Annotated in this window: 16 protein-coding genes; 6 read left to right on the top strand and 10 right to left on the bottom strand. The window is 62.5% G+C overall.

Going from position 1 to position 20,276, the window contains the following annotated elements; all coding sequences use genetic code 11:
• Positions 1 to 73: 73 nt before the first annotated feature.
• On the top strand, positions 74 to 1,015 hold the full coding sequence (locus HWE01_RS15250; RefSeq protein WP_008326088.1) for a LysR family transcriptional regulator: 942 nt from the start codon (positions 74 to 76) through the stop codon (positions 1,013 to 1,015).
• Positions 1,016 to 1,360: 345 nt separating this feature from the next.
• On the opposite strand, the gene HWE01_RS15245 is transcribed toward HWE01_RS15250, so the two are convergent.
• The 9 genes from HWE01_RS15245 to HWE01_RS15205 all read right to left on the bottom strand — a co-directional run bounded on the left by HWE01_RS15245 (position 1,361) and on the right by HWE01_RS15205 (position 13,195).
• A complete protein-coding gene (locus HWE01_RS15245) occupies positions 1,361 to 2,146 on the bottom strand; it encodes an SDR family NAD(P)-dependent oxidoreductase (RefSeq protein ID WP_175342779.1) in 786 nt (261 codons plus the stop codon).
• 66 nt (positions 2,147 to 2,212) lie between these two features.
• Positions 2,213 to 3,970 carry an IlvD/Edd family dehydratase gene (locus HWE01_RS15240; protein WP_008326085.1) on the bottom strand — a complete coding sequence of 586 codons (1,758 nt, stop codon included), beginning with the start codon at positions 3,968 to 3,970 and terminating at the stop codon, positions 2,213 to 2,215.
• Positions 3,971 to 4,066: 96 nt separating this feature from the next.
• Positions 4,067 to 5,278, bottom strand: coding sequence for a multiple monosaccharide ABC transporter permease (gene mmsB / locus HWE01_RS15235; RefSeq protein ID WP_008326082.1), 1,212 nt, complete (start codon positions 5,276 to 5,278; stop codon positions 4,067 to 4,069).
• An 83-nt stretch (positions 5,279 to 5,361) separates the two neighbouring features.
• Positions 5,362 to 6,918 (bottom strand): multiple monosaccharide ABC transporter ATP-binding protein, encoded by a 1,557-nt coding sequence (mmsA, locus tag HWE01_RS15230; RefSeq protein WP_249791672.1) that lies wholly within the window; start codon positions 6,916 to 6,918, stop codon positions 5,362 to 5,364.
• Positions 6,919 to 7,153: 235 nt separating this feature from the next.
• Entirely contained in the window at positions 7,154 to 8,227 is a 1,074-nt protein-coding gene (gene chvE, locus HWE01_RS15225; RefSeq protein ID WP_175342776.1) for a multiple monosaccharide ABC transporter substrate-binding protein, read from the bottom strand.
• A 218-nt stretch (positions 8,228 to 8,445) separates the two neighbouring features.
• The gene (yjfF, locus tag HWE01_RS15220; protein ID WP_008326078.1) at positions 8,446 to 9,468 is read right to left on the bottom strand and encodes a galactofuranose ABC transporter, permease protein YjfF; all 1,023 of its coding nucleotides are present in this window, start codon (positions 9,466 to 9,468) and stop codon (positions 8,446 to 8,448) included.
• The gene (locus HWE01_RS15215; RefSeq protein WP_034349819.1) at positions 9,465 to 10,544 is read right to left on the bottom strand and encodes an ABC transporter permease; all 1,080 of its coding nucleotides are present in this window, start codon (positions 10,542 to 10,544) and stop codon (positions 9,465 to 9,467) included. The genes yjfF and HWE01_RS15215 overlap by 4 nt, the downstream gene beginning before the upstream one ends.
• Positions 10,541 to 12,091, bottom strand: a complete 1,551-nt coding sequence (locus HWE01_RS15210) for a sugar ABC transporter ATP-binding protein (protein WP_241822243.1) — start codon at positions 12,089 to 12,091, stop codon at positions 10,541 to 10,543. The genes HWE01_RS15215 and HWE01_RS15210 overlap by 4 nt, the downstream gene beginning before the upstream one ends.
• 129 nt (positions 12,092 to 12,220) lie before the next feature.
• The gene (locus HWE01_RS15205; RefSeq protein ID WP_008326073.1) at positions 12,221 to 13,195 is read right to left on the bottom strand and encodes an ABC transporter substrate-binding protein; all 975 of its coding nucleotides are present in this window, start codon (positions 13,193 to 13,195) and stop codon (positions 12,221 to 12,223) included.
• Between the two features lie 531 nt (positions 13,196 to 13,726).
• Between HWE01_RS15205 and HWE01_RS15200 the strand changes: the two genes are divergently transcribed.
• The 5 genes from HWE01_RS15200 (at position 13,727) to HWE01_RS15180 (ending at position 19,105) form a co-directional block, all read left to right on the top strand.
• The gene (locus HWE01_RS15200; RefSeq protein WP_008326071.1) at positions 13,727 to 14,701 is read left to right on the top strand and encodes an aldose 1-epimerase; all 975 of its coding nucleotides are present in this window, start codon (positions 13,727 to 13,729) and stop codon (positions 14,699 to 14,701) included.
• Positions 14,702 to 14,716: 15 nt separating this feature from the next.
• Positions 14,717 to 15,676: a 2-dehydro-3-deoxygalactonokinase gene (locus HWE01_RS15195; protein WP_241822275.1), complete on the top strand. Its 960-nt coding sequence runs from the start codon at positions 14,717 to 14,719 to the stop codon at positions 15,674 to 15,676.
• 43 nt (positions 15,677 to 15,719) lie between these two features.
• Positions 15,720 to 16,358 (top strand): 2-dehydro-3-deoxy-6-phosphogalactonate aldolase, encoded by a 639-nt coding sequence (locus HWE01_RS15190; protein WP_008326066.1) that lies wholly within the window; start codon positions 15,720 to 15,722, stop codon positions 16,356 to 16,358.
• A 106-nt stretch (positions 16,359 to 16,464) separates the two neighbouring features.
• Positions 16,465 to 17,613 carry a galactonate dehydratase gene (gene dgoD / locus HWE01_RS15185; protein ID WP_088755358.1) on the top strand — a complete coding sequence of 383 codons (1,149 nt, stop codon included), beginning with the start codon at positions 16,465 to 16,467 and terminating at the stop codon, positions 17,611 to 17,613.
• Between the two features lie 319 nt (positions 17,614 to 17,932).
• Positions 17,933 to 19,105: an MFS transporter gene (locus HWE01_RS15180; RefSeq protein WP_241822242.1), complete on the top strand. Its 1,173-nt coding sequence runs from the start codon at positions 17,933 to 17,935 to the stop codon at positions 19,103 to 19,105.
• A 197-nt stretch (positions 19,106 to 19,302) separates the two neighbouring features.
• Here the strand turns inward: HWE01_RS15180 and HWE01_RS15175 are convergent, their stop codons facing one another.
• On the bottom strand, positions 19,303 to 20,214 hold the full coding sequence (locus HWE01_RS15175; protein ID WP_241822241.1) for a LysR substrate-binding domain-containing protein: 912 nt from the start codon (positions 20,212 to 20,214) through the stop codon (positions 19,303 to 19,305).
• Positions 20,215 to 20,276 lie beyond the last annotated feature (62 nt).

The following is a 20,276-nucleotide window of genomic DNA, read 5'->3' as shown; positions in this document are numbered from 1 at the left end:
TTAGAACCCATTTCGTAAATGGGCGTGAGTGCCTATTTACGAAATGGGTTCTAAAAACCGTCCCCGGAGACTTATGAAAAACAGTGACCCGAACTGGTTTCTGCGGGCGCGATTGAAGACCCGTCAGCTGCTTCTGCTGATCGCTCTCGACGACACCCGCAACATCCACCGCGCCGCCAGCGAGCTGAACATGACGCAGCCGGCTGCTTCCAAGCAACTCAAGGACCTCGAGGACATGCTGGGCGTGTCCCTGTTCGAGCGCCTGCCGCGCGGCATGCGGCCCACCATCTATGGCGAGGCCATGATCCGCCATGCGCGCATGGCCCTGACCAGCCTGTCCAAGGCGCATGAAGACATCGTGGCCCTGAAATCGGGCCTCTCCGGCCAGGTCGACGTGGGCGTGATCCTCTCGCCGGGCATGGCTCTGCTGCCTCCGGCCATCGCACGGGTCAAGGAACAGGCGCCGATGTTGCGCATCGGCGTAGAGGTGGAAAGCAGCAACATCCTGCTCTCGCGCCTGCTGCACGGGGAGCTGGACTTCATCATCGGTCGCATCCTGGACGAAGAAGCCCGTGGCGGCCTGCTCTATGAAGAGCTGGCCGACGAGCCGGTGTGCGCCGTGGCCCGCGTGGGCCATCCCTTCCACACCCGTACCGACCTGAGCCTGGCTGACCTGGCCAGCGAAGCCTGGATCATGGCGCCCAAGGGCAGCATCCTGCGGGCACGCTGCGACCAGATGTTCCGTGAGCAAGGCCTGGCGCCGCCCTCCAACGTGGTCGACACCACCGCCATCCTCTTCATCACCAGCCTGTTGCAGCAGACCGATTTCATCTACGCGATGCCCACCGAAGTGGCACGCTACTACACCCAGGCACGCCTGATGGATATCCTGCCCATCGAACTGCCCTGCCGCATGGCCGGCTTCGGCATCATCACGCGCCAGGACAACCTGCTCTCGCCCGGGGCCAACCTGGTCCTGCAGGCCATCCGCGAAGTGGCGAAAATGATTTACTGATTCCCCGCCTGCCCGGGCATGTGCCATGCCGGGGTCGGTTTTCTGCGCCGAGTTTTATTAAGAAATGTAAGGTAACGTAAGACTCTCTGAAATCGGGCGACAACGCGGCACCAAAAACAAAATCACACCGCAAAAAAACTTTAAAAAACGCGGCTAAAAAACAACACCCCACGCGCGCAAAAAACTAAGTTTTTTCAAGCTGTCATACAGCTTTTTCCGGAAACTCTCCAGGTTACCTCCCGCTTCCAAACTCTTTTAGCGTTTGCGCAAAATTTGCGCAAAAAAAAGAGTCGCCATTGGGCGACTCTTTCTGGTCCGCAGCGCAGGCGCGCTTCGTCAAACCTGTCACACCCAACCGGCGTCGACGATGAATTCCTGCGCGGTGCACATGGCGCTATCGTCGGCGGCCAGGAACAGCACCATGCGCGCCAGGTGCCAGGGCAGCAGATCGCCCTGCAGGCACTGGTTGCGGGCGATCGCCTTCTTGCCCTCTTCATCCAGCCACAGCTTGATCTGGCGTTCGGTCATGACCCAGCCCGGTGTCACGGTATTGACGCGGATCTTGTGCGGACCGAGGTCGCGCGCCAGGCCGCGTGTCAGGCCCAGAGTCGAGGCCTTGGCCGTGGTGTAGACCGGGAAGCCGCCACTGGACTGATGCCAGCTGATGGAGCTGAAGTTGATGATGGAACCGCCGCCACGGCGCTTCATGCCTTCCACCACCGACTGCACCGCAAAGAAGGACGGACGCTGGTTGATGGCGATGCGATCGTTCCAGTACTCCAGCGTCACTTCTTCCAGCGTGTGACGCTGGTCATTGGCGGCATTGTTGACCAGCACGTCGAAGTCGCCCAGTTGCGCTTGCAGCTCGGCGATGGTGGCCTGGAAGGCCGGGATGTCACGCAGGTCGCATTGACGGAACAGCGGCTTGGGGTGACCGGCCGCCGCCACGTCATTGCACAGCGCTTCGCTGGCCTCGGTGGCGATATCGACGAAGGCCACGTGCGCACCTTGTTGCGCAAACGCTTCGACAATGGCCGCACCGATGCCGGTGCCGCCGCCGGTGATGAAGACGCGCTTGCCCTTCAGGCTGGGGAAGTGCGCCAGTTGTACGTTCTGGGGAGTAGTGCTCATGAAGTGTCCTTGCTGGCCGGTGCGCGCACAAGGCGCGACACCGGCATCACGATGAGGGGAGGAAGATCAGTGCGAATGCTTGGGCACGGCAGCACCACGGCAGCCGACCAGGAAGTCGAAGTCGCAACCTTCGTCAGCCTGCAGCACGCGGTCCACATACAGGGACTGGTAGCCGCCGACCATCTCGGGCTTGCGTTCGGCCAGCAGCTTGGCGCGCTCAGCCAGGCGGCGCTGCATCTCTTCCTCGCTGATGTCCAGCTGCAGCTTGCCTGCGTAGGCATCCAGCTCGATGAAGTCGCCATCCTGGACGATGCCCAGCGGGCCGCCGGCAGCGGCTTCCGGTGCCACGTGCAGGATCACGGTGCCATAGGCGGTGCCGCTCATGCGCGCGTCCGAAATGCGGACCATATCCTTCACGCCGGTGGCCAGCACTTTGGGCGGCAAGCCCATGTTGCCCACTTCGGCCATGCCGGGGTAACCCTTGGGACCGACGTTCTTCATCACCAGCACGCAGCTGGCATCGACGTCCAGATCGGGATCGTTGATGCGTTCCTTGTAATGAGCGAAGTCCTCGAAGACCACCGCACGGCCGCGATGCTTCATCAGTTCAGGGGTGGCTGCCGAGGGCTTCAGGACCGCACCGCGCGGCGCCAGGTTGCCGCGCAGGATGCAGATTCCGCCGTCTTCGATGAGTGGCTTGGCCAGCGGGCGCACCACTTCATCGTTGTAGATCGGGGCGTCCTTGACGTTGTCCCACATGGTCTGGCCGTTGACGGTCAGGGCATCCTTGTGCGGCAGCAGGTCGGCTTCGCCCAGGCGGCGCAACACGGCAGGCAGGCCGCCGGCATAGTAGAACTCTTCCATCAGGTAGCGACCGGAGGGTTGCAGATCGACGATGGTCGGGGTGCCACGTCCGATGCGGGTCCAGTCTTCCAGTTCCAGATCCACGCCAATGCGGCCGGCGATGGCCTTGAGGTGGATCACCGCATTGGTGGAGCCGCCGATGGCGGCATTGGTGCGGATGGCATTCTCGAAAGCCTTGCGGGTCAGGATCTTGGACAGGGTCAGGCCTTCCCAGACCATGTCGACGATGCGCATGCCGGAGAGGTGCGCGAGAACATAGCGGCGCGCATCGACGGCGGGGATCGCCGCATTGTGCGGCAGCGACACGCCCAGCGACTCGGCCATGCAGGCCATGGTCGAGGCGGTGCCCATGGTGTTGCAGGTACCCGCCGAACGCGACATGCCCGCTTCGGCGGCCATGAAATCGTGGATGGTGATTTCACCGGCCTTGACCTGTTCCGACAACTGCCAGACCACGGTGCCCGACCCGATGTCACGGCCCTGGTGCTTGCCGTTCAACATCGGACCACCGGTCACGACGATGGCCGGCACGTCACAGCTGGCCGCGCCCATCAGCAGGGCCGGGGTGGTCTTGTCGCAGCCGGTCAGCAGCACCACGGCGTCGATGGGATTGCCACGGATCGACTCTTCCACGTCCATGCTGGCCAGGTTGCGGGTCAGCATGGCGGTGGGGCGCAGGTTGGATTCGCCGTTGGAGAACACCGGGAACTCCACCGGGAAGCCACCGGCCTCGATGATGCCGCGGCGCACATGTTCGGCGATCTTGCGGAAGTGGGCATTGCAGGGCGTCAGTTCCGACCAGGTGTTGCAGATGCCGATGACTGGCTTGCCCTGGAACTCGTGGTCGGGGATGCCCTGGTTCTTCATCCAGCTGCGGTACATGAAACCGTTCTTGTCGGCGGTACCGAACCAGCCGGCCGAGCGCAGGGTGCGGCTCTTGTCTTTTTTGTCGCTACTCATTGTTGAATTCCTGAATGACAGAAAACGAAGGATCTGGAAAACCGCTTGCTGCCGAATGCAAAAGGCGGGCGCCAGGCCCGCCTTGCTTGATCCGGATTACTTGTTCTTGTTGTAGACGTCGAAGCACACGGCCATCAGCAGGACCAGGCCCTTGATCATCTGCTGGTAGTCGATGCCGATGCCCATGATGGACATGCCGTTGTTCATCACGCCCATGATGAAGGCGCCGATGACTGCGCCCATGACCTTGCCCACGCCGCCCGAGGCCGATGCGCCGCCAATGAAGCAGGCCGCGATCACGTCCAGCTCGAAGCCCAGGCCAGCCTTGGGAGTGGCGGTGTTCAGACGTGCCGCGAAGATCAGACCGGCCAGTGCCGCCAGCACGCCCATGTTGACGAAGGTGAAGAAGGACACGCGTTCGGTCTTGATACCCGACAGCTTGGCCGCCTTTTCATTGCCGCCCACGGCATAGACGCGACGGCCCAGGGTGGTGCGGCTGGTGACGAAGGTGTAGAAGACCATCAGCGCGAACATGATGATGAGCACGTTGGGCATGCCGCGATAGGTCGACAGCAGATAGCTGAAGGCGATGATGGCCGCAGCAAAGACGCCATTCTTGAGCAGGAAGAATGCCGCCGGTTCATCTTCCATACCGTGCTTGGTCTGTTTGCGGCGGCCATGCAGCTTGACCAGGATCAGCACCACGGCCGCGACCACGCCCACCACCAGCGAGGTGGTACGGAAGGTGGTGCTGCCGGTCAGCTCGGGAATGAAGCCCGAGGACAGCATCTGGAAGGTCTGCGGGAAGGGGCCCAGGGATTGACCCTGCAGCAGCGCCAGTGCCATGCCCTTGAAGACCAGCATGCCGGCCAGGGTGACGATGAAGGACGGAATCTTGAAGTAGGCGATCCAGTAACCCTGCGCCGCGCCGATCAGGCCACCGGCGATCAGGCAGACGATGGAGGCCGGCACGAAGCCCCAGCCGTAGTTCACCATCAGCACCGCAGCCAGTGCGCCGATCAGACCCACCACCGAGCCCACCGACAGGTCGATGTGGCCGGCCACGATCACCATCAGCATGCCCAGCGCCATGATGACGATGTAGCTGTTCTGCAGGACCAGATTGGTCAGGTTCAGCGGACGCATCAGCGTGCCGTCGGTCATGATCTGGAAGAAGGCCATGATGGCCACCAGTGACATCAGCATGCCGTATTCGCGCATGTTGTTCTTCAGGAAGCTGCCGTAGTCCTTCTTCTCGACGGCGCCGCTGGCGACGGCCGGTTTCTTGCTCATGTCAATGCTCTCCATTGTCTTGCTCCTCGGGTGCTCTCTGGTCTTGATGGACTTTATGGGTGTTGCCGCCGGTTTGGCTCCGGCTTGATGGTTTGCGTTCAGGCAGCCTGGGACAGGCCCGGGTCATCGATGCGCTTGTTGCGCATGATGGCGCGCATGATGTTTTCCTGCGTGGCCTCGGCCTTGGGCAGGTGGCCCACGAACTGGCCTTCGTTCATCACGTAGATGCGGTCGCACATGCCCAGCAGTTCCGGCATTTCCGACGAGATCATGATGATGCACTTGCCCTCGGCGGCCAGCTTGCTGATGATGTTGTAGATCTCGAACTTGGCGCCCACGTCGATGCCGCGCGTGGGTTCATCCAGGATCAGCACTTCCGGCTGCGAGAACAGCCACTTCGACAGCACCACCTTCTGCTGATTGCCGCCGGAGAGGTTGACCACTTTCTGCAGCACGCTGGAACAGCGGATGCGCATCTGTTGCTTGAAATCGGCCGCGATCTTGTACTCGCGCGCCTCGTCGATGACTGTGCGCTCGGCCACGCCGCCCAGGTTGGCCAGCGAGATGTTCTTCTTGATGTCTTCTTCCAGCACCAGACCATCACCCTTGCGGTCTTCGGTGACGTAGGCGATGCCCTTGGCGATGGCCTTCTCGATGGTGGACAGGTCCACTTCCTTGCCATGCAGGAAGGCCTGGCCGGTAATCTTCTTGCCGTAGGCACGGCCAAAGATGCTCTTGGCCAGTTCGGTACGACCGGCGCCCATGAGCCCGGCAATACCGACGATCTCGCCGGCACGCACGGTCATGTTGACGTCCTTGATGGCCAGGCGATCCGAGTGCAGCGGGTGGTGTACACGCCAGTCGCGCACTTCGAAGATGACCTCGCCGATCTGTGGATCGCGCTGCGGATAGCGGTCGGCCATCTCGCGGCCCACCATGTGCTGGATGATGCGGTCTTCGCTGATCGGCTCGGCGCGGCAGTCGAAGGTATCGACGGTGGTGCCGTCGCGCAGCACGGTGATGGAATCGGCGACCTTGGAAATTTCGTTGAGCTTGTGCGAAATGAGGATCGAGGCAATGCCCTGGCGCTTCAGTTCCAGCAGCAGTTCCAGCAGGGCATCGGAGTCGCTTTCATTGAGGCTGGCAGTGGGCTCGTCCAGGATCAGCAGCTTGACTTCCTTGGAGAGCGCCTTGGCGATTTCGATGAGTTGCTGCTTGCCCACGCCCAGGTCGCCGACCTTGGTCAGGGGTGACTCCTTCAGGCCGACCTTGGCCAGCAGTTCCTTGGCGCGCACGTAGGAGTGCTCCCAGTCGATGACGCCGCCACTGGCTTGCTCGTTGCCCAGGAACAGGTTTTCCATCACCGACAGCAGAGGCACCAGGGCCAGCTCCTGGTGGATGATGATGATGCCCAGGTGTTCGCTGTCGCGAATATCCTTGAAGGCACGCACCTCACCTTTGTAGACGATGTCGCCGGAATAGCTGCCGTGCGGGTACACACCCGAAAGCACCTTCATCAGCGTGGATTTGCCGGCGCCGTTCTCGCCGACGATCGCATGGATCTCGCCTTCGCGCACTGCCAGGTTGACGTTGTTCAACGCCTTCACACCCGGGAAGCTCTTTTCGATGCCGCGCATTTCCAGAATGTTGCTCATGATGCTGACCTCTCTTTTGCCGGTCTTGCGTGGGTGACGTAGCCGGACTTGCCTGTCTCGTTTGCGTTGCACGGGGGCAAGCGCAACGCTGAAAGAATTAGTCCCGCACAGAGCGGGACCATGCTGTTCTTCTTGCCTGCTTCTGCTTGTTGTTCTTGTCGGGTACGGCGGTGACACACTCTTGCCACGCGCGGCAGCGTCATTGACGCTGCCGCCCGCGTATTACCTCAAACGATTACTTCAGTTGCGCTTCGGTGTAGTAGCCGCTGCCCACCAGGATCTGCTTCCAGTTCGACTTGTCGACCACGACCGGCTTCAACAGGTAGGACGGCACGACCTTCACGCCGTTGTTGTAGGTCTTGGTATCGTTGATCTGGGGCTGCTTGCCGCCCATGAGTGCATCCACCATACCGACGGTGACCTTGGCCAGTTCGCGGGTGTCCTTGAAGATGGTGGAATACTGCTCGCCACGGATGATGGACTTGACCGAAGGAATTTCGGCATCCTGACCCGAGACATACGGGAACGGCTGTTGCGGAGTACCGTAGCCCACGCCGCGCAGCGAGGACAGAATACCGATGGACAGGCCGTCATACGGGGACAGCACGGCGTTGACCTTGGCATTGGTGTAGTAGGCCGACAGCAGGTTGTCCATACGGGCCTGGGCGGTTGCCGGATCCCAGCGCAGGGTCGCGACCTTGTCCATGCCCATCTGCTTGGAACGCACCACCAGCTTGCCGCTGTCGATGTAGGGCTTCAGGACCGACATGGCGCCGTTGTAGAAGAAGAAGGCGTTGTTGTCGTCCGAGGAACCGCCGAACAGTTCGATGTTGAACGGGCCCTTGCCTTCCTTCAGGCCCAGAGCCTTTTCCAGCGACTGCGCCTGCAGCACGCCGACCTGGAAGTTGTCGAAGGTGGCGTAGTAGTCGACGTTCTTGGAACCACGGATCAGGCGGTCATAGGCGATGACCTTGACGCCCTTGTCGGCGGCCTTCTGCAGCACGTCGGTCAGGGTGGTGCCGTCGATGGCGGCGATCACCAGCACCTTGGCGCCCTTGGTCAGCATGTTCTCAATCTGGGACAGCTGGTTGGGGATGTCGTCTTCGGCGTATTGCAGGTCGGTCTGGTAGCCCTTTTCCTTGAGGACCTTGACCATGTTGTTGCCGTCGGCAATCCAGCGGGCCGAAGACTTGGTGGGCATGGCCACACCGACCAGTGCCTTGCTCTGCGCGCTCACCTGTGCGCTGATGGACATCAGGGTCACACCCAGGCCGAGGGCGATACCGCTCAATACGGATTTGATTTTCATGCTTCGAGTCTCCAGTCTCATTGTTGGAATGGCGTGTTGTAGTTATCTAAAACAGCGCCGCTATTTCTGATGAATGTCATGCAGAGCAACTGTTTTGCGGGCTCTACATTAATTGCTTTACCAATACATTTCTAATGATTTTTTGAGCGTAATGGATATGTTTTTCGGTATAACTCCCTCTATGTAAAGTTATCTTAATTAAGCTTAAAAAATCCCGCCTAAGCCCCGGCTGGCGCGGCTTTCGCCGATCCGGCCGGTTTGCCGCGCAGGGCTCCCAGAGAAATGACGCGCTGTGCGACACAAAAGACGAACAACAGCGCGCCGATGAAGATCCTGGTCCACCAGGAACTGAGGCTGCCATCGAAGGCAATGAGGGTCTGGATCACGCCAAGGATGAGTACGCCGGTCAGTGTTCCGGCCACGTAACCATAGCCGCCGGTGAGCAGGGTCCCGCCGATGACCACGGCCGCAATCGCATCGAGCTCCACACCTTGTGCATGCAGCCCGTATCCCGAGAGCATGTAGAAGGAAAACAGCAAGCCGGCCACCGATGCGCAGAAGCCGCTGAAGGCATACACCAGAACCTTGGTGCGTCCCACCGGCAAGCCCATCAGAAGAGCTGACTGCTCGCTGCCACCGATGGCATAGACGGCACGACCGAAGCGGGTGCCATGTGCCATCCAGATCGCCACGGCCAGCACCAGCAACGCGATGACCACGCTGGGAGAAATGAACAGACCGGCGAACTCGATCCGCGTCTGCGACAACGTGACGAACAGCGGATCATCGATGGTGATGGAATTGATGCTGATGAGGTAGCACAGCCCGCGCGCCAGGAACATCCCGGCCAGCGTGACGATGAAGGCTTGCAGCCGGAAGTAATGGATCAGCGCCCCCATGGCCGCGCCAAAGCCGGCGCCCATGAGCAACACGGCAGCCATCACCAGCAGCGGCGGCCAGTGCCAGTTCTGCAGCAGGAAAGCCGCCACCATCGTGGTCAGTGCCAGCACCGAGCCGACCGAGAGATCGATGCCGCCGGAGAGGATGACGAAGGTCATGCCGATGGCCACCACCAAGAGGAAGGCATTGTCGATCAAGAGATTGAGCATCACCTGGGGCGACAGGAAACCATCATAGCCCATTGCCCCGACTACCAGCATGAGCACCAGCAACACCACCGTGACCATGGACGTGAACCACGGCGCGTGCGAAGCACGCCGCAAGAAAGAAACAGGCATCATGATTTGGACATCCTCAACATGCGGCGGAACTCCGGCGACTGCGACAGGCAGACCAGGAACACCACGATGGACTTGACCACCATATTGACTTCAGGCGGCACGCCCAGCGAATAGATCGTATAGGTCAGCGTCTGGATGATGAGCGCGCCGATGACGCTGCCCACCAGGCTGAACTTGCCCCCGGCCAGGGAGGTGCCGCCCAGGGTGACGGCGAGGATCGCATCGAGCTCCAGCAACAGGCCAGCATTGTTGGCGTCGGCACTCTTGATGTTGGAGGCGATCATCAGTCCGGCCAGCCCGGCACAGGCGCTGCAGAACATGTAGACAAAGAAGATCAGCGCAGCGGTACGGATACCGGCCAGGCGCGAGGCCACCGGATTGATGCCGACCGACTGGATGAACAGGCCCAGCGCAGTCTTCTTCATCAACAGCGCCAGCAGCAGGAACATGGCCGCGGCGATATAGAGCGAGAACGGCAGTCCGAACAGATAGCCGCCCCCCAGGAAGAAGAAGGGCTTGTAATACACCGTCACGATCTGACCATCCGTAAACAACTGCGCCAGCCCGCGTCCGGCCACCATCAGGATCAGCGTGGCGATGATGGGTTGCAGCCCGAGACCGGCCACCAGCAGGCCGTTCCATGCGCCACACAGCAGCGCCGCCGCCATCGCCGCGCACAGTGCCCACACCATCGGCACGTTGCTGACGTATTCCGGGACGCCATTGACCACCACCATCTTGCCGCCGATGAGAACGGCCGCGACCGCACCGGAGATGGCCACTACCGCCCCCACCGAGATGTCGACGCCGCGCGTGGCGATGACCAGGGTCATGCCCAGCGCCGCCAGCATCAGCGGTGCGGCGCGGTTGATGATGTCGATGACCGCGCCATAGAGGTGGCCATCCTTGATCTCCAGCCGGAAGAAGCCGGGCACCATCAGAAAATCGATCAGCAGCAGCAAGGCCAGCGCCGCCAGCGGACGCATCAGCGGATGACGCAGCAGTACCGCGAAGACCGGCGCGCTGCCGGTGGCGGCGCTGTCGGGAATGAGTTTGGAATCCATGGATGCACTCATGCGGCCTCTCCCGCGATTACCTGCAAGACCGACTGCTCGTCGAGCTCGCCGCGCCGATACTGGCCGCAGGCACGGCGGTCGCGCAGCACCAGCATACGGTCGCTGCAGCGCAGGACCTCGGGGATTTCCGAGGAAATGAAAAGAATAGCCTTGCCCTTGCGACACATGGCGATGACGAAATCCATGATCTCCTGCTTGGCGCGCACGTCGATGCCGCGCGTGGGTTCATCCAGGATCAACATGCCCGGATCGGTGGCCAGCCAGCGCGCCAGCAAGGCTTTCTGCTGGTTGCCGCCGGAGAGCAGGCCGATGGGGGTTTCCAGGTCGGCGGTCTTGATGCCCAGCCACTTGACGTAATCTGATGCGATCTGGTTCTGGCGCTTGCGCGGCAGCACCCGGAACAGACCCTGGCTTGCCTGCAACGCCAGGATGATGTTCTCGCGCACGGACAATTCGAGGATCGCACCTTCCTTCTTGCGGTCTTCCGAACAAAAACCGATGCCCGCCGCAATTGCATCGCGCGGCACGTTGAACTTCACGCTGCGGCCCTCGACGCGCAGTTCTCCGCAATCGGCGCGGTCGGCACCGAACAGCAGGCGCGCCATCTCGGTCCGCCCTGAACCGAGCAGACCGCACAGACCGAACACTTCACCGCGCCGCAATTCCAGATCCTGCGGGGCCAGTACGCCGTGGCGGCCAAAGCCATCGGCCTGCAGAAAGACCTCGCCCTTGCCGGATTCATCGCCGGACAGTTCCGAGGCCAGGGCCTCGGCACCGGCGTCGACCTGACGATGATCGACCGCGCTCACGCCCACCATCTTGTTGACCAGCTCCAGTCGCGACAGGTCAGCAACCAGATACTCGCCCTCGCGCACGCCATTGCGCAGTACGGTGATGCGATCCGATATGTCATAAGTCTGGTCCAGGAAGTGCGTGACGAAGAGAATCGCCATGCCCTGTTCGCGCAGGCGGCGCAGCACCTTGAACAGTTGCTGGACCTCGGCATCATCAAGACTGGAAGTCGGTTCATCCAGGATCAATACCTTGGCCGAAACCGAGAGGGCGCGAGAGATTGCCACCATCTGCTGGATCGCCAGCGGATAGGACGACAATTGCGCGCCCACATCGATATCGATCTGCAACTGCTGCAGCAGCTGCCTGGATTGTGCATGTACGCTTTTCCAGTCGATGCGCCCGAAGCGGCGCGGATAGCGGCCCACGAAGATATTCTCCGCCACCGACAGGTTGGGACACAGGTTGACTTCCTGATAGACCGTGCTGATGCCCAGCGACTGCGCCTCCAGGGTGGAGGCCGGCGCAATGGCGCGGCCATCCAGTTCAATCCTGCCTTGATCGGGTTCGTGCACGCCGGTGAGCACCTTGATCAGCGTGGACTTGCCTGCGCCATTCTGTCCCATCAGGGTATGGACTTCCCCCGGGAACAGCCGCAAGCCGACATCGGTGAGCGCCTTCACGCCCGCAAATGCCTTGTGGATACCGCTCAATTCCAGCATGGGACGCGCCTGCGCCCCGACAGACATCGTCATCGCAACTCCATCAGAACCATCGGAACCCCGATGCAGGGCCGCTGCGCAAGCAGCGCCCGGCATCAGGCCAAACCAGCACGGCGCGCGCCCTGGAAGCTCCAGTGCGCGCGTCGGGCCGTCATGCCGCGATCAGTACTTGCGGTTGGGGAATTCCTTGGCGGCCACTTCGGCCGGGAAAACGCCTTCCACGGTGGTGATGCGCTTGGGGACTTCCTTGCCTGCCTTGATGTCCTTGGCCACCTGCATCAGTTGCGGGCCCAGCAGCGGGCTGCATTCCACGGTCACATTGAGCTTGCCGGCCATCATGGCTTCGAAGGCGCCCTTGACGCCATCGATGGAGATGATGGTGATGTCCTTGCCGGGCTTGAGACCTGCCTCTTCGATGGCCTGGATGGCGCCGATGGCCATGTCGTCGTTGTGGGCGAAGAGCACATTGATCTTCTTGCCCTCGGCCTTGAGGAAGGCTTCCATCACTTCCTTGCCCTTGGCGCGGGTGAAGTCGCCGGTCTGCGAACGGATGATCTTCAGGCGCGGTTCGCTCTTGATGACTTCTTCGAAGCCAGCCTTGCGATCGATGGCCGGGGCCGAACCCACGGTACCCTGCAATTCCACGATGTTGATATCACCGGCCGGCATGGACTTGGCCTTTTCCAGCAGCCAGCGGCCGGCGCGACGTCCTTCCTCCACGAAGTCCGAACCGATGAAGGTGACATAGAGCGACTTGTCGCTGACATTGACGGCGCGGTCGGTCAGGATCACCGGGATCTTGGCAGCCTTGGCCTCACGCAGCACGGTTTCCCAGCCCGATTCCACCACCGGGGAGAAGGCGATCACGTCGACCTTTTGCGCGATGAAGGAGCGGATCGCCTTGACCTGGTTTTCCTGCTTCTGCTGGGCGTCGGCGAATTTCAGGTTGACACCGGCCGCCTTGGCGGCCTCCTTGATCGATACGGTATTGGCGGTGCGCCATTCACTTTCGGCACCCACCTGCGAGAAGCCCATGGTCAGTGGTTTGTCGGCGGCAAAGGCCGAGAAGCTCACGGCGCTGCTGCCCAGGCTCATGCAAATGGCTGCGCCCAGAAGCGCTCTTCTCTTCGAGTTCATTGTCAGTCTCCGTTGGCAGGGAATTGTGGACTTCCCTTTTTTCTATGCGTGGGGTGCGCTGCGCCGCAATGCGTTTGATTTGTAGGTATGAATTGGAAGCGGCGCGGTGCGGTTGGAATCGCGGACAGCCCTGATCGCCCTTGATTCGCGCTCAATATTAGGCAAGCGACCAATCCGTATCCAATGAATTTTTAATGTTTCTCGATATCGTTTCGCACATCGTTGGAAGCAACCGGTCTCTTCGTGAGGCGTACCGGGGCACGCAGGCCGGTCGTTTTGCTTGCCGGCATGCGGCGCGCATTTTTGATATCGTTTGCGATGTTTTTTTCATTATTCCCTATCGGAGTGCAGTGATAGGATCAGCCAGATTTTTTTTGAAGCGCACTGCATGAAGACCGGGCGCGAACCCACGTGAACCGACTCCCTCTTCCTGCCGACGACTTCAGACAGCCCCAAGAGGGACGACGCGTTGGACAACGCGTCCCTGTGCCGACGATGCACGCAGCACTCCATAACAAGATACGAGACACCATGCCATCCCGAGCAAGCGATGCCCAACCCGCAGGCGCCCAGGGGCTGCCGGAAATCCATACCCTGCAATCGGGGCGCCAGCGTCTGCACGTGCTGCCAGCGCTAGGCGGCGCACTGGCCGGCTGGGAATGGCAGCGTGAGCGCAAGTGGCTGCCGCTGCTGCGCCCTTGGAGTGCCGACCCGGCCAAACTGTACGCGACCGCGTGCTTCCCCCTGCTGCCCTGGTCCAATCGCATCACCGGCGGCGGCTTCGAGTTCAACGGCAAGCATTACCCGCTGGCACCCAACCGCGCCGGCGAACCCTATCCCATCCACGGCGACAGCTGGCGTCAGGCGTGGTCCATCGTGGCCCAGGCCGAGGACCGCATGACCCTGGAACTGGACTCGGATCGCTGTGACGGCAACCCTTATGTCTATCGTGCGCGCCAGGTGCTGACCCTGCGCGAGAATGCGCTGGAAATCGAACTGCGCGTGACCAACACCGGCGACGAGACCCTGCCCTACGGTCTGGGCCTGCATCCGTATTTCCTGCATGACGCACAAACCCGCCTGCAATTCCGCTCGCGCGGGGTGTGGCTGTCGGGACCGGATCGCATCCCGACGGCTTTCTCGCGTGAACTGCCGGCCGACTGGGACTACAACCGCGCCGCATCGCTGCAGGGCGGCCTGATCGACAATTGCTTCGAGGGCTGGGATGGCCTGGCCATGATCGAAGATCCCACGCGCGGCCTGCGCCTGCAGATGCACACCACGGATCGCAGCGGCTATGTGCTGATGTTCCGCCCCAATGGCCTGCCGTATTTCTGCCTGGAGCCGGTCACGCATCCCATCGATGCCTTCCACCTGCCCAAGCAACCCGGCCTGATCGCCCTGGCCCCGGGCGAGGACATGGTACTGCTGACCCGCTTCACGGTCTGCGAGATCGCCCAGGACCCGGTGCAGGGCACTCCCCGACAAACGAGCCTTGCGCGCTGACGCGCCCTCATGAAGATGAACCAGGAATTGAATCAAGACTGTGCCCTGATCGCCCTAGACTGGGGGACCTCCTCGCTACGCTGCTATCGTTTCGATGGCAGCGGCCAGGTGGTCGAGCGCCGCGCCCATCCGTGGGGCATCATGAACCTGCCAGCCGTCGGCCATGGCGAAGATGCCCAGGCGCCCTACCGCGCGGCGCTGGAAGCAGCCTGCGCAGACTGGCTCAAGGCGGCCCCCGCCGCTCCTCTGATTGCCGCCGGCATGGTCGGCAGCAAGCAGGGCTGGCGCGAAGCCGCCTACCTGAACGTACCGCTGGCCCCCGCGCTGATCGGCCGCCAGCTGACCGAAGTCGATACCGGTCTGGGTCGCCCTCTGTGGATCGTGCCGGGCCTGCTGGAACAGGGGACGCTACCCAACGTCATGCGCGGCGAAGAGACCCAGGTCATCGGTGCCCTGCAAACCCGCCAGGAGCGCGAACTGCTGATCGGCCTGCCCGGCACGCATTCCAAGTGGGTGCGCGTGCTTGAGGGACGCATCGCGCATTTCGACACCTTCATGACCGGCGAAGTCTATGGCGCCCTGTGTGCCCACACCATTCTCGGACGCACCATGCACAAGCCCGAGGTGGCCGACGACGAAGCCTTTCTGCGCGGTGCCGGTGTGGCAAAGAGCGAGCAGGGCCAGAGCGGCGTACTGTCCAACATCTTCAGCAGCCGTACCCTGGGCCTGACCGGCGCGCTGGCGGCGGAGGCGCAGCCAGACTACCTGTCAGGCCTGTTGATCGGCCACGAAATCGCTGCACTCAAACGCCTGTATCCGTCCACCCCGGACATCGTCCTCATCGGCGACCCCGGCCTGTGCCGCCGCTACCAGCTGGTCCTGGACCTGTATGGACTGGGCCCGGCCAGCCAGGCCGACGCCGCCACCGAAACGGGCCTGTGGATACTGGCGCAGCACGCCGGTCTGCTGGCCTGATCGCCCCTCACTGCACAACGTACCCCGCATCACGAAAAAGACCATGACCACCCACTCCCAACGATTCCACGACGCCCTGCGCAGTACCGGCATGATCGCCATCCTGCGCGGCGTGCGCAATGAGGAAGCCCAAGCCATCGGCGCTGCCCTCTACGAGAGCGGCTTTCGCATCATCGAAGTCCCGCTCAATTCGCCCGCACCGCTGGCCAGCATCAGCATCCTGCGCAAGAGCCTGCCGGCCGACTGCATCGTCGGTGCCGGCACCGTCTTGAAACCGACCCAGGTGCAGGAGGTCAAGGATGCCGGGGGTGAGTTGATCGTCATGCCGCACAGCGATGGCGCCGTGATCCGTGCGGCGCGCGAGGCTGGCCTCTACAGCGCCCCGGGCGTGGCCACCGTGACCGAGGCCTTTGCGGCCTTGGACAATGGGGCCGATGTGCTCAAGATGTTCCCGGCTGAACAGCTGGGCCCGCAGGTGGTCAAGGCCTGGCGTGCCGTGATCGCCCGTGACATCGCCCTGCTGCCCGTGGGTGGCATCACCCCCGAAGGCATGGCCGTGTTCCGCGCGGCGGGTGCCTCCGGCTTCGGCCTGGGTTCTGCGCTCTACACCCCGGGCCTGAGCGCCGATGCCGTGCGTTCGCGCGCGCAGGCCTTCGTGGCCGCCTGGCAGGCGCTGGGCTGATTTCGCTCACAAGACATACAAGACATACAGGACATACATCGTCGTCACCGATCGCATGGCGATCATTCATCTGCACAACAGATTAAACGCATAACCGGACAGAACAATGAAAATCACCAAGATCTCCACCTTCATCGTGCCCCCGCGCTGGTGCTTCCTCAAGATCGAGACCGACGAAGGTATCGTCGGCTGGGGTGAGCCCATCGTGGAAGGCCGCGCGCACAGCGTGGCCGCGGCGGTGGACGAACTGGCCGACTACCTGGTCGGCAAGGACCCGCGCAACATCGAGGACCACTGGACCGTGCTCTATCGCGGCGGTTTCTATCGTGGCGGCGCCATCCACATGAGCGCCCTGGCCGGCATCGACCAGGCCCTGTGGGACATCAAGGGCAAGGCCCTGGGCGTACCGGTGCACCAGTTGCTCGGTGGCGCGGTGCGCAACTCCATTCGCGTGTATTCCTGGATCGGCGGCGACCGGCCGGCCGATACCGCTGCTGCGGCCAAGAACGCGGTGGCGCGCGGTTTCACCGCCGTGAAGATGAACGGCACCGAAGAACTGCAATTCATCGACAGCCACGACAAGATCGAACTGACCCTGGCCAATGTGCAAGCCGTGCGTGAAGCGGTGGGCCCGAACGTGGGCATCGGCGTGGACTTCCATGGCCGCGTGCACAAGCCCATGGCCAAGGTCCTGATCAAGGAACTGGAGCCGTACAAGCTGATGTTCATCGAAGAGCCGGTGCTGTCGGAGAACTCGGAAGCCCTGAAGGAAATCGCCCACCTGACCTCGACCCCGATCGCGCTGGGCGAGCGTCTGTATTCGCGCTGGGACTTCAAGCGCATCCTCTCCGAGGGTTACGTGGACATCATCCAGCCCGACGTCTCGCACGCCGGCGGCATCACCGAGACCCGCAAGATCGCCATGATGGCCGAAGCCTACGACGTGGCGCTGGCGCTGCACTGCCCGCTGGGCCCGATCGCACTGGCGTCCTGCCTGCAGGTCGATGCCGGCAGCTACAACGCCTTCATCCAGGAGCAGAGCCTGGGCATCCACTACAACGAAAGCAATGACCTGCTGGACTACATCCGCGACAAGAACGTGTTCGCGTATGAAGACGGCTACGTCAAGATCCCGCAAGGCCCGGGCCTGGGCATCGAGATCAATGAAGAATATGTCCGTCAGCGCGCCGAAGTCGGCCACCGCTGGCGCAACCCGATCTGGCGCCACAAGGATGGCAGCTTTGCCGAATGGTAAAGCGATAAGCCGAAACCTCCTCCTCGGTAGTCCCTCAACCCGGTCCGGCGCAAGCTGGCCGGGTTTTTTTGCGCACCTTGAGGCTGGAGGCAGCTTGTGTTCGACAAGAATACGGTGTGCCATTTCACCAGATTGAGGGGTTTCAGCAAACGCTGAAAGTGCCCTTTCCAGTGAAATCCGGCGCGGCACGCCCTACTGCGCTGCGGCGAGAGCCACCACATTCATCTGTGGAATCGATCAAGCCGATCTGAATAATCCATTTAACGAATGAATCAAAAACTGGCACAGTGACGCTCTTTGACTTTCGCCAGACCTCTCCATGCTTTCAGGCAGCTCATCCGCACCCGCTTGCGAACCACACCGCATCCGCCACGCCACCCGCGCCACCATGGCGCAGTTCTTCGTCAATGGTGCCACCTTCGCCACCTGGGGCATCCTGATTCCCTCGGTGAAGGATCGCTTCGCCCTGTCGGACGCGGTGTTGTCGCTGGCCATGCTGGCCGTGGCCGGGGGAGCCCTGCTGACCATGGGCCAGTCCGGCAAATGGATTGCGCGAGTGGGCAGCGCGCGCGCCTTGCGCCAGGCCGGCATCCTCTACGCGGCCACGCTGCTGCTGATCCCGCTGGCGCCGCAGTTCTGGATGCTGGTGGCGCTGCTGCTGGTGTTCGGCAGCGCCATGGCGGCTTTTGACGTCGCGATGTCGGTCCAGGCCGCGTTGGTGGAAGGTCGCCGCAGCCGGCCCATCATGTCCACCCTGCATGCCATGTTCAGCATCGGTGGTATCGCCGGTTCGGCCCTGGGCGCCCTGCCCGGCCTGTCGCCGCTGGCCCATGCCGGGCTGGTGGCAGTGGTGACGCTGTCGGTGGCCTTGTCCATCGGCCCCTTCGCCCTGCCTGACGATGCCCACGATGAAACGGCAGCCACGCCCGGCAGCGACAGGTCGGCTCGCCGCATGGTGCTGGTGCTGGGCGTGATCTCCTTCCTGGCGCTCATGTGCGAGGGCGGCATGTATGACTGGGCTGCGGTATACATGCGCGACATCGCCCAGTCGCCCGCCGCCTGGGTCAGCTACAGCTACGCCGCGTTTTCTACCGGCATGGCCGCCGGGCGCCTGACGGGCGACCGCATCCGCGCCCGTATCGGCGGCCTGCGTACCTTGCTCTGGAGCGGCGTGGCGGGTGCTGCCGGCATCGCACTGGCGGCGACCTTGCCGACCCCGCTGGCGACCATGGCCGGGCTGCTGCTGGCCGGGCTGGGGATTGCCAACCTGATGCCGATCTTCTTCCTGGCAGCGGCCCGCGTACCGGGCATGCCCGCCGCCGAAAGCATCGCCGCCGTGGCACGCTTTGCCTACGTCGGCATGCTGCTGGGGCCGGTGTGCATCGGTGGCGTGGCCGAGCACCTGGGGCTGCGGGCGAGCTTTGCGGGAGTAGCGCTGGTAATGATGGTGGTGGCACTGTTCGGGCCACGGGCGGTCAAACGCTTCATCTGACGCCCACAGGGGCGACGGAAATCGGCTACGGTGGCGCCCCCACCTGAAGCTGTCTTCATATCGCCCTGAAACCACCCAAGCGCAGGACATCGCGTGCTGATGGTAGTGCCGCGTTGTCATGCGGCCTTGTTCGAGGACGCGGGCCGGTCATCCAACATGCAGCGCCGAGTGGGGCGCAATCCTGCCGGGCCGCTGATTCAGCTTTTTTCCCGGGCCTGCGCCTGCTCCATCAACAAGGCCAGAAACGCCGCCGGTGCCGCATCGAGCACCAGTACGCCATTGCGGGCCGCCGCTTTGTGCGTAACCACCAGTTCCCAGCACAACTCCACCCCGCGCAGCTTGATGCAAGCCAGCCTGCCCCGCCGCGAGCGCACCAGGTCGCGCGGCAACAGCGCCACGCCCAGCCCATGCCCGACCAGATCCAGCAAGGTCACCAGGTCACTCACCTCAAAGGCCACACGACGCCGCAGGCCCGCTTCGGCAAAACCGCGATCGACCAGCGCACGCGTGCCCAACCCGGTTTCAAAATCGACGAAACCCTCGCCGGCCAGTTGTTCCAGCGTCACCGAACGCGCCTTGCCCAGGCGATGGCCGGGGTGGCAGGCCAGCACCAGTTCGTCGCAGGCGATGATGTGTTGCTGCAAACCCTCCCCGCTTTCCTCGATGGGCAGGATGGCCAGGTCCAGCTGGCGGGCATCGATCTTCTCGTTCAGTTCGCCCGCCGCCCCCTGGCACAGCCGCACCTCCACCGCCGGATGGCGACGGTGAAAACGTGCCAGCAGCGCCGGCAGATCAACAAAGGAGGGCAGGCTCTGTACCGTGCCGATGCAAAGCCGGCCGCGCCGCATGGCATTGACGTCGGCCACGTCGGTAGCCCCCTGCTCCAGGGCCGCCAGCGAACGGCGCGCGCTCTCCAGGAAGGCTTCGCCAGCCGCCGTCAGCTCCACCCGGCGCGTGGTGCGCACGAACAATGCGGCCGCCAGTTCTTCTTCCAGCAGGCGGATCGAGGACGACAGCGCCGATTGCACGACATGGCAGCGCGTGGCCGCCCGGGTAAAACTTTTTTCTTCTGCCAGCGCGATGAATTGGCGCAGTTGCCTCAGTTCCATGGAGTCCGTTGTGGTCGGTGATGCTGTGGGATTGATCAATGCAGTGAATGAATCATGCCGTT

It is taken from the genome of Herbaspirillum sp. C7C8, assembly GCF_022627875.1.
In the GTDB taxonomy this organism is placed as follows: Bacteria; Pseudomonadota; Gammaproteobacteria; order Burkholderiales; family Burkholderiaceae_D; genus Herbaspirillum.
Note: the sequence above shows the minus strand (reverse complement) of the source record. Positions and strands in the feature narration are given on the sequence as shown.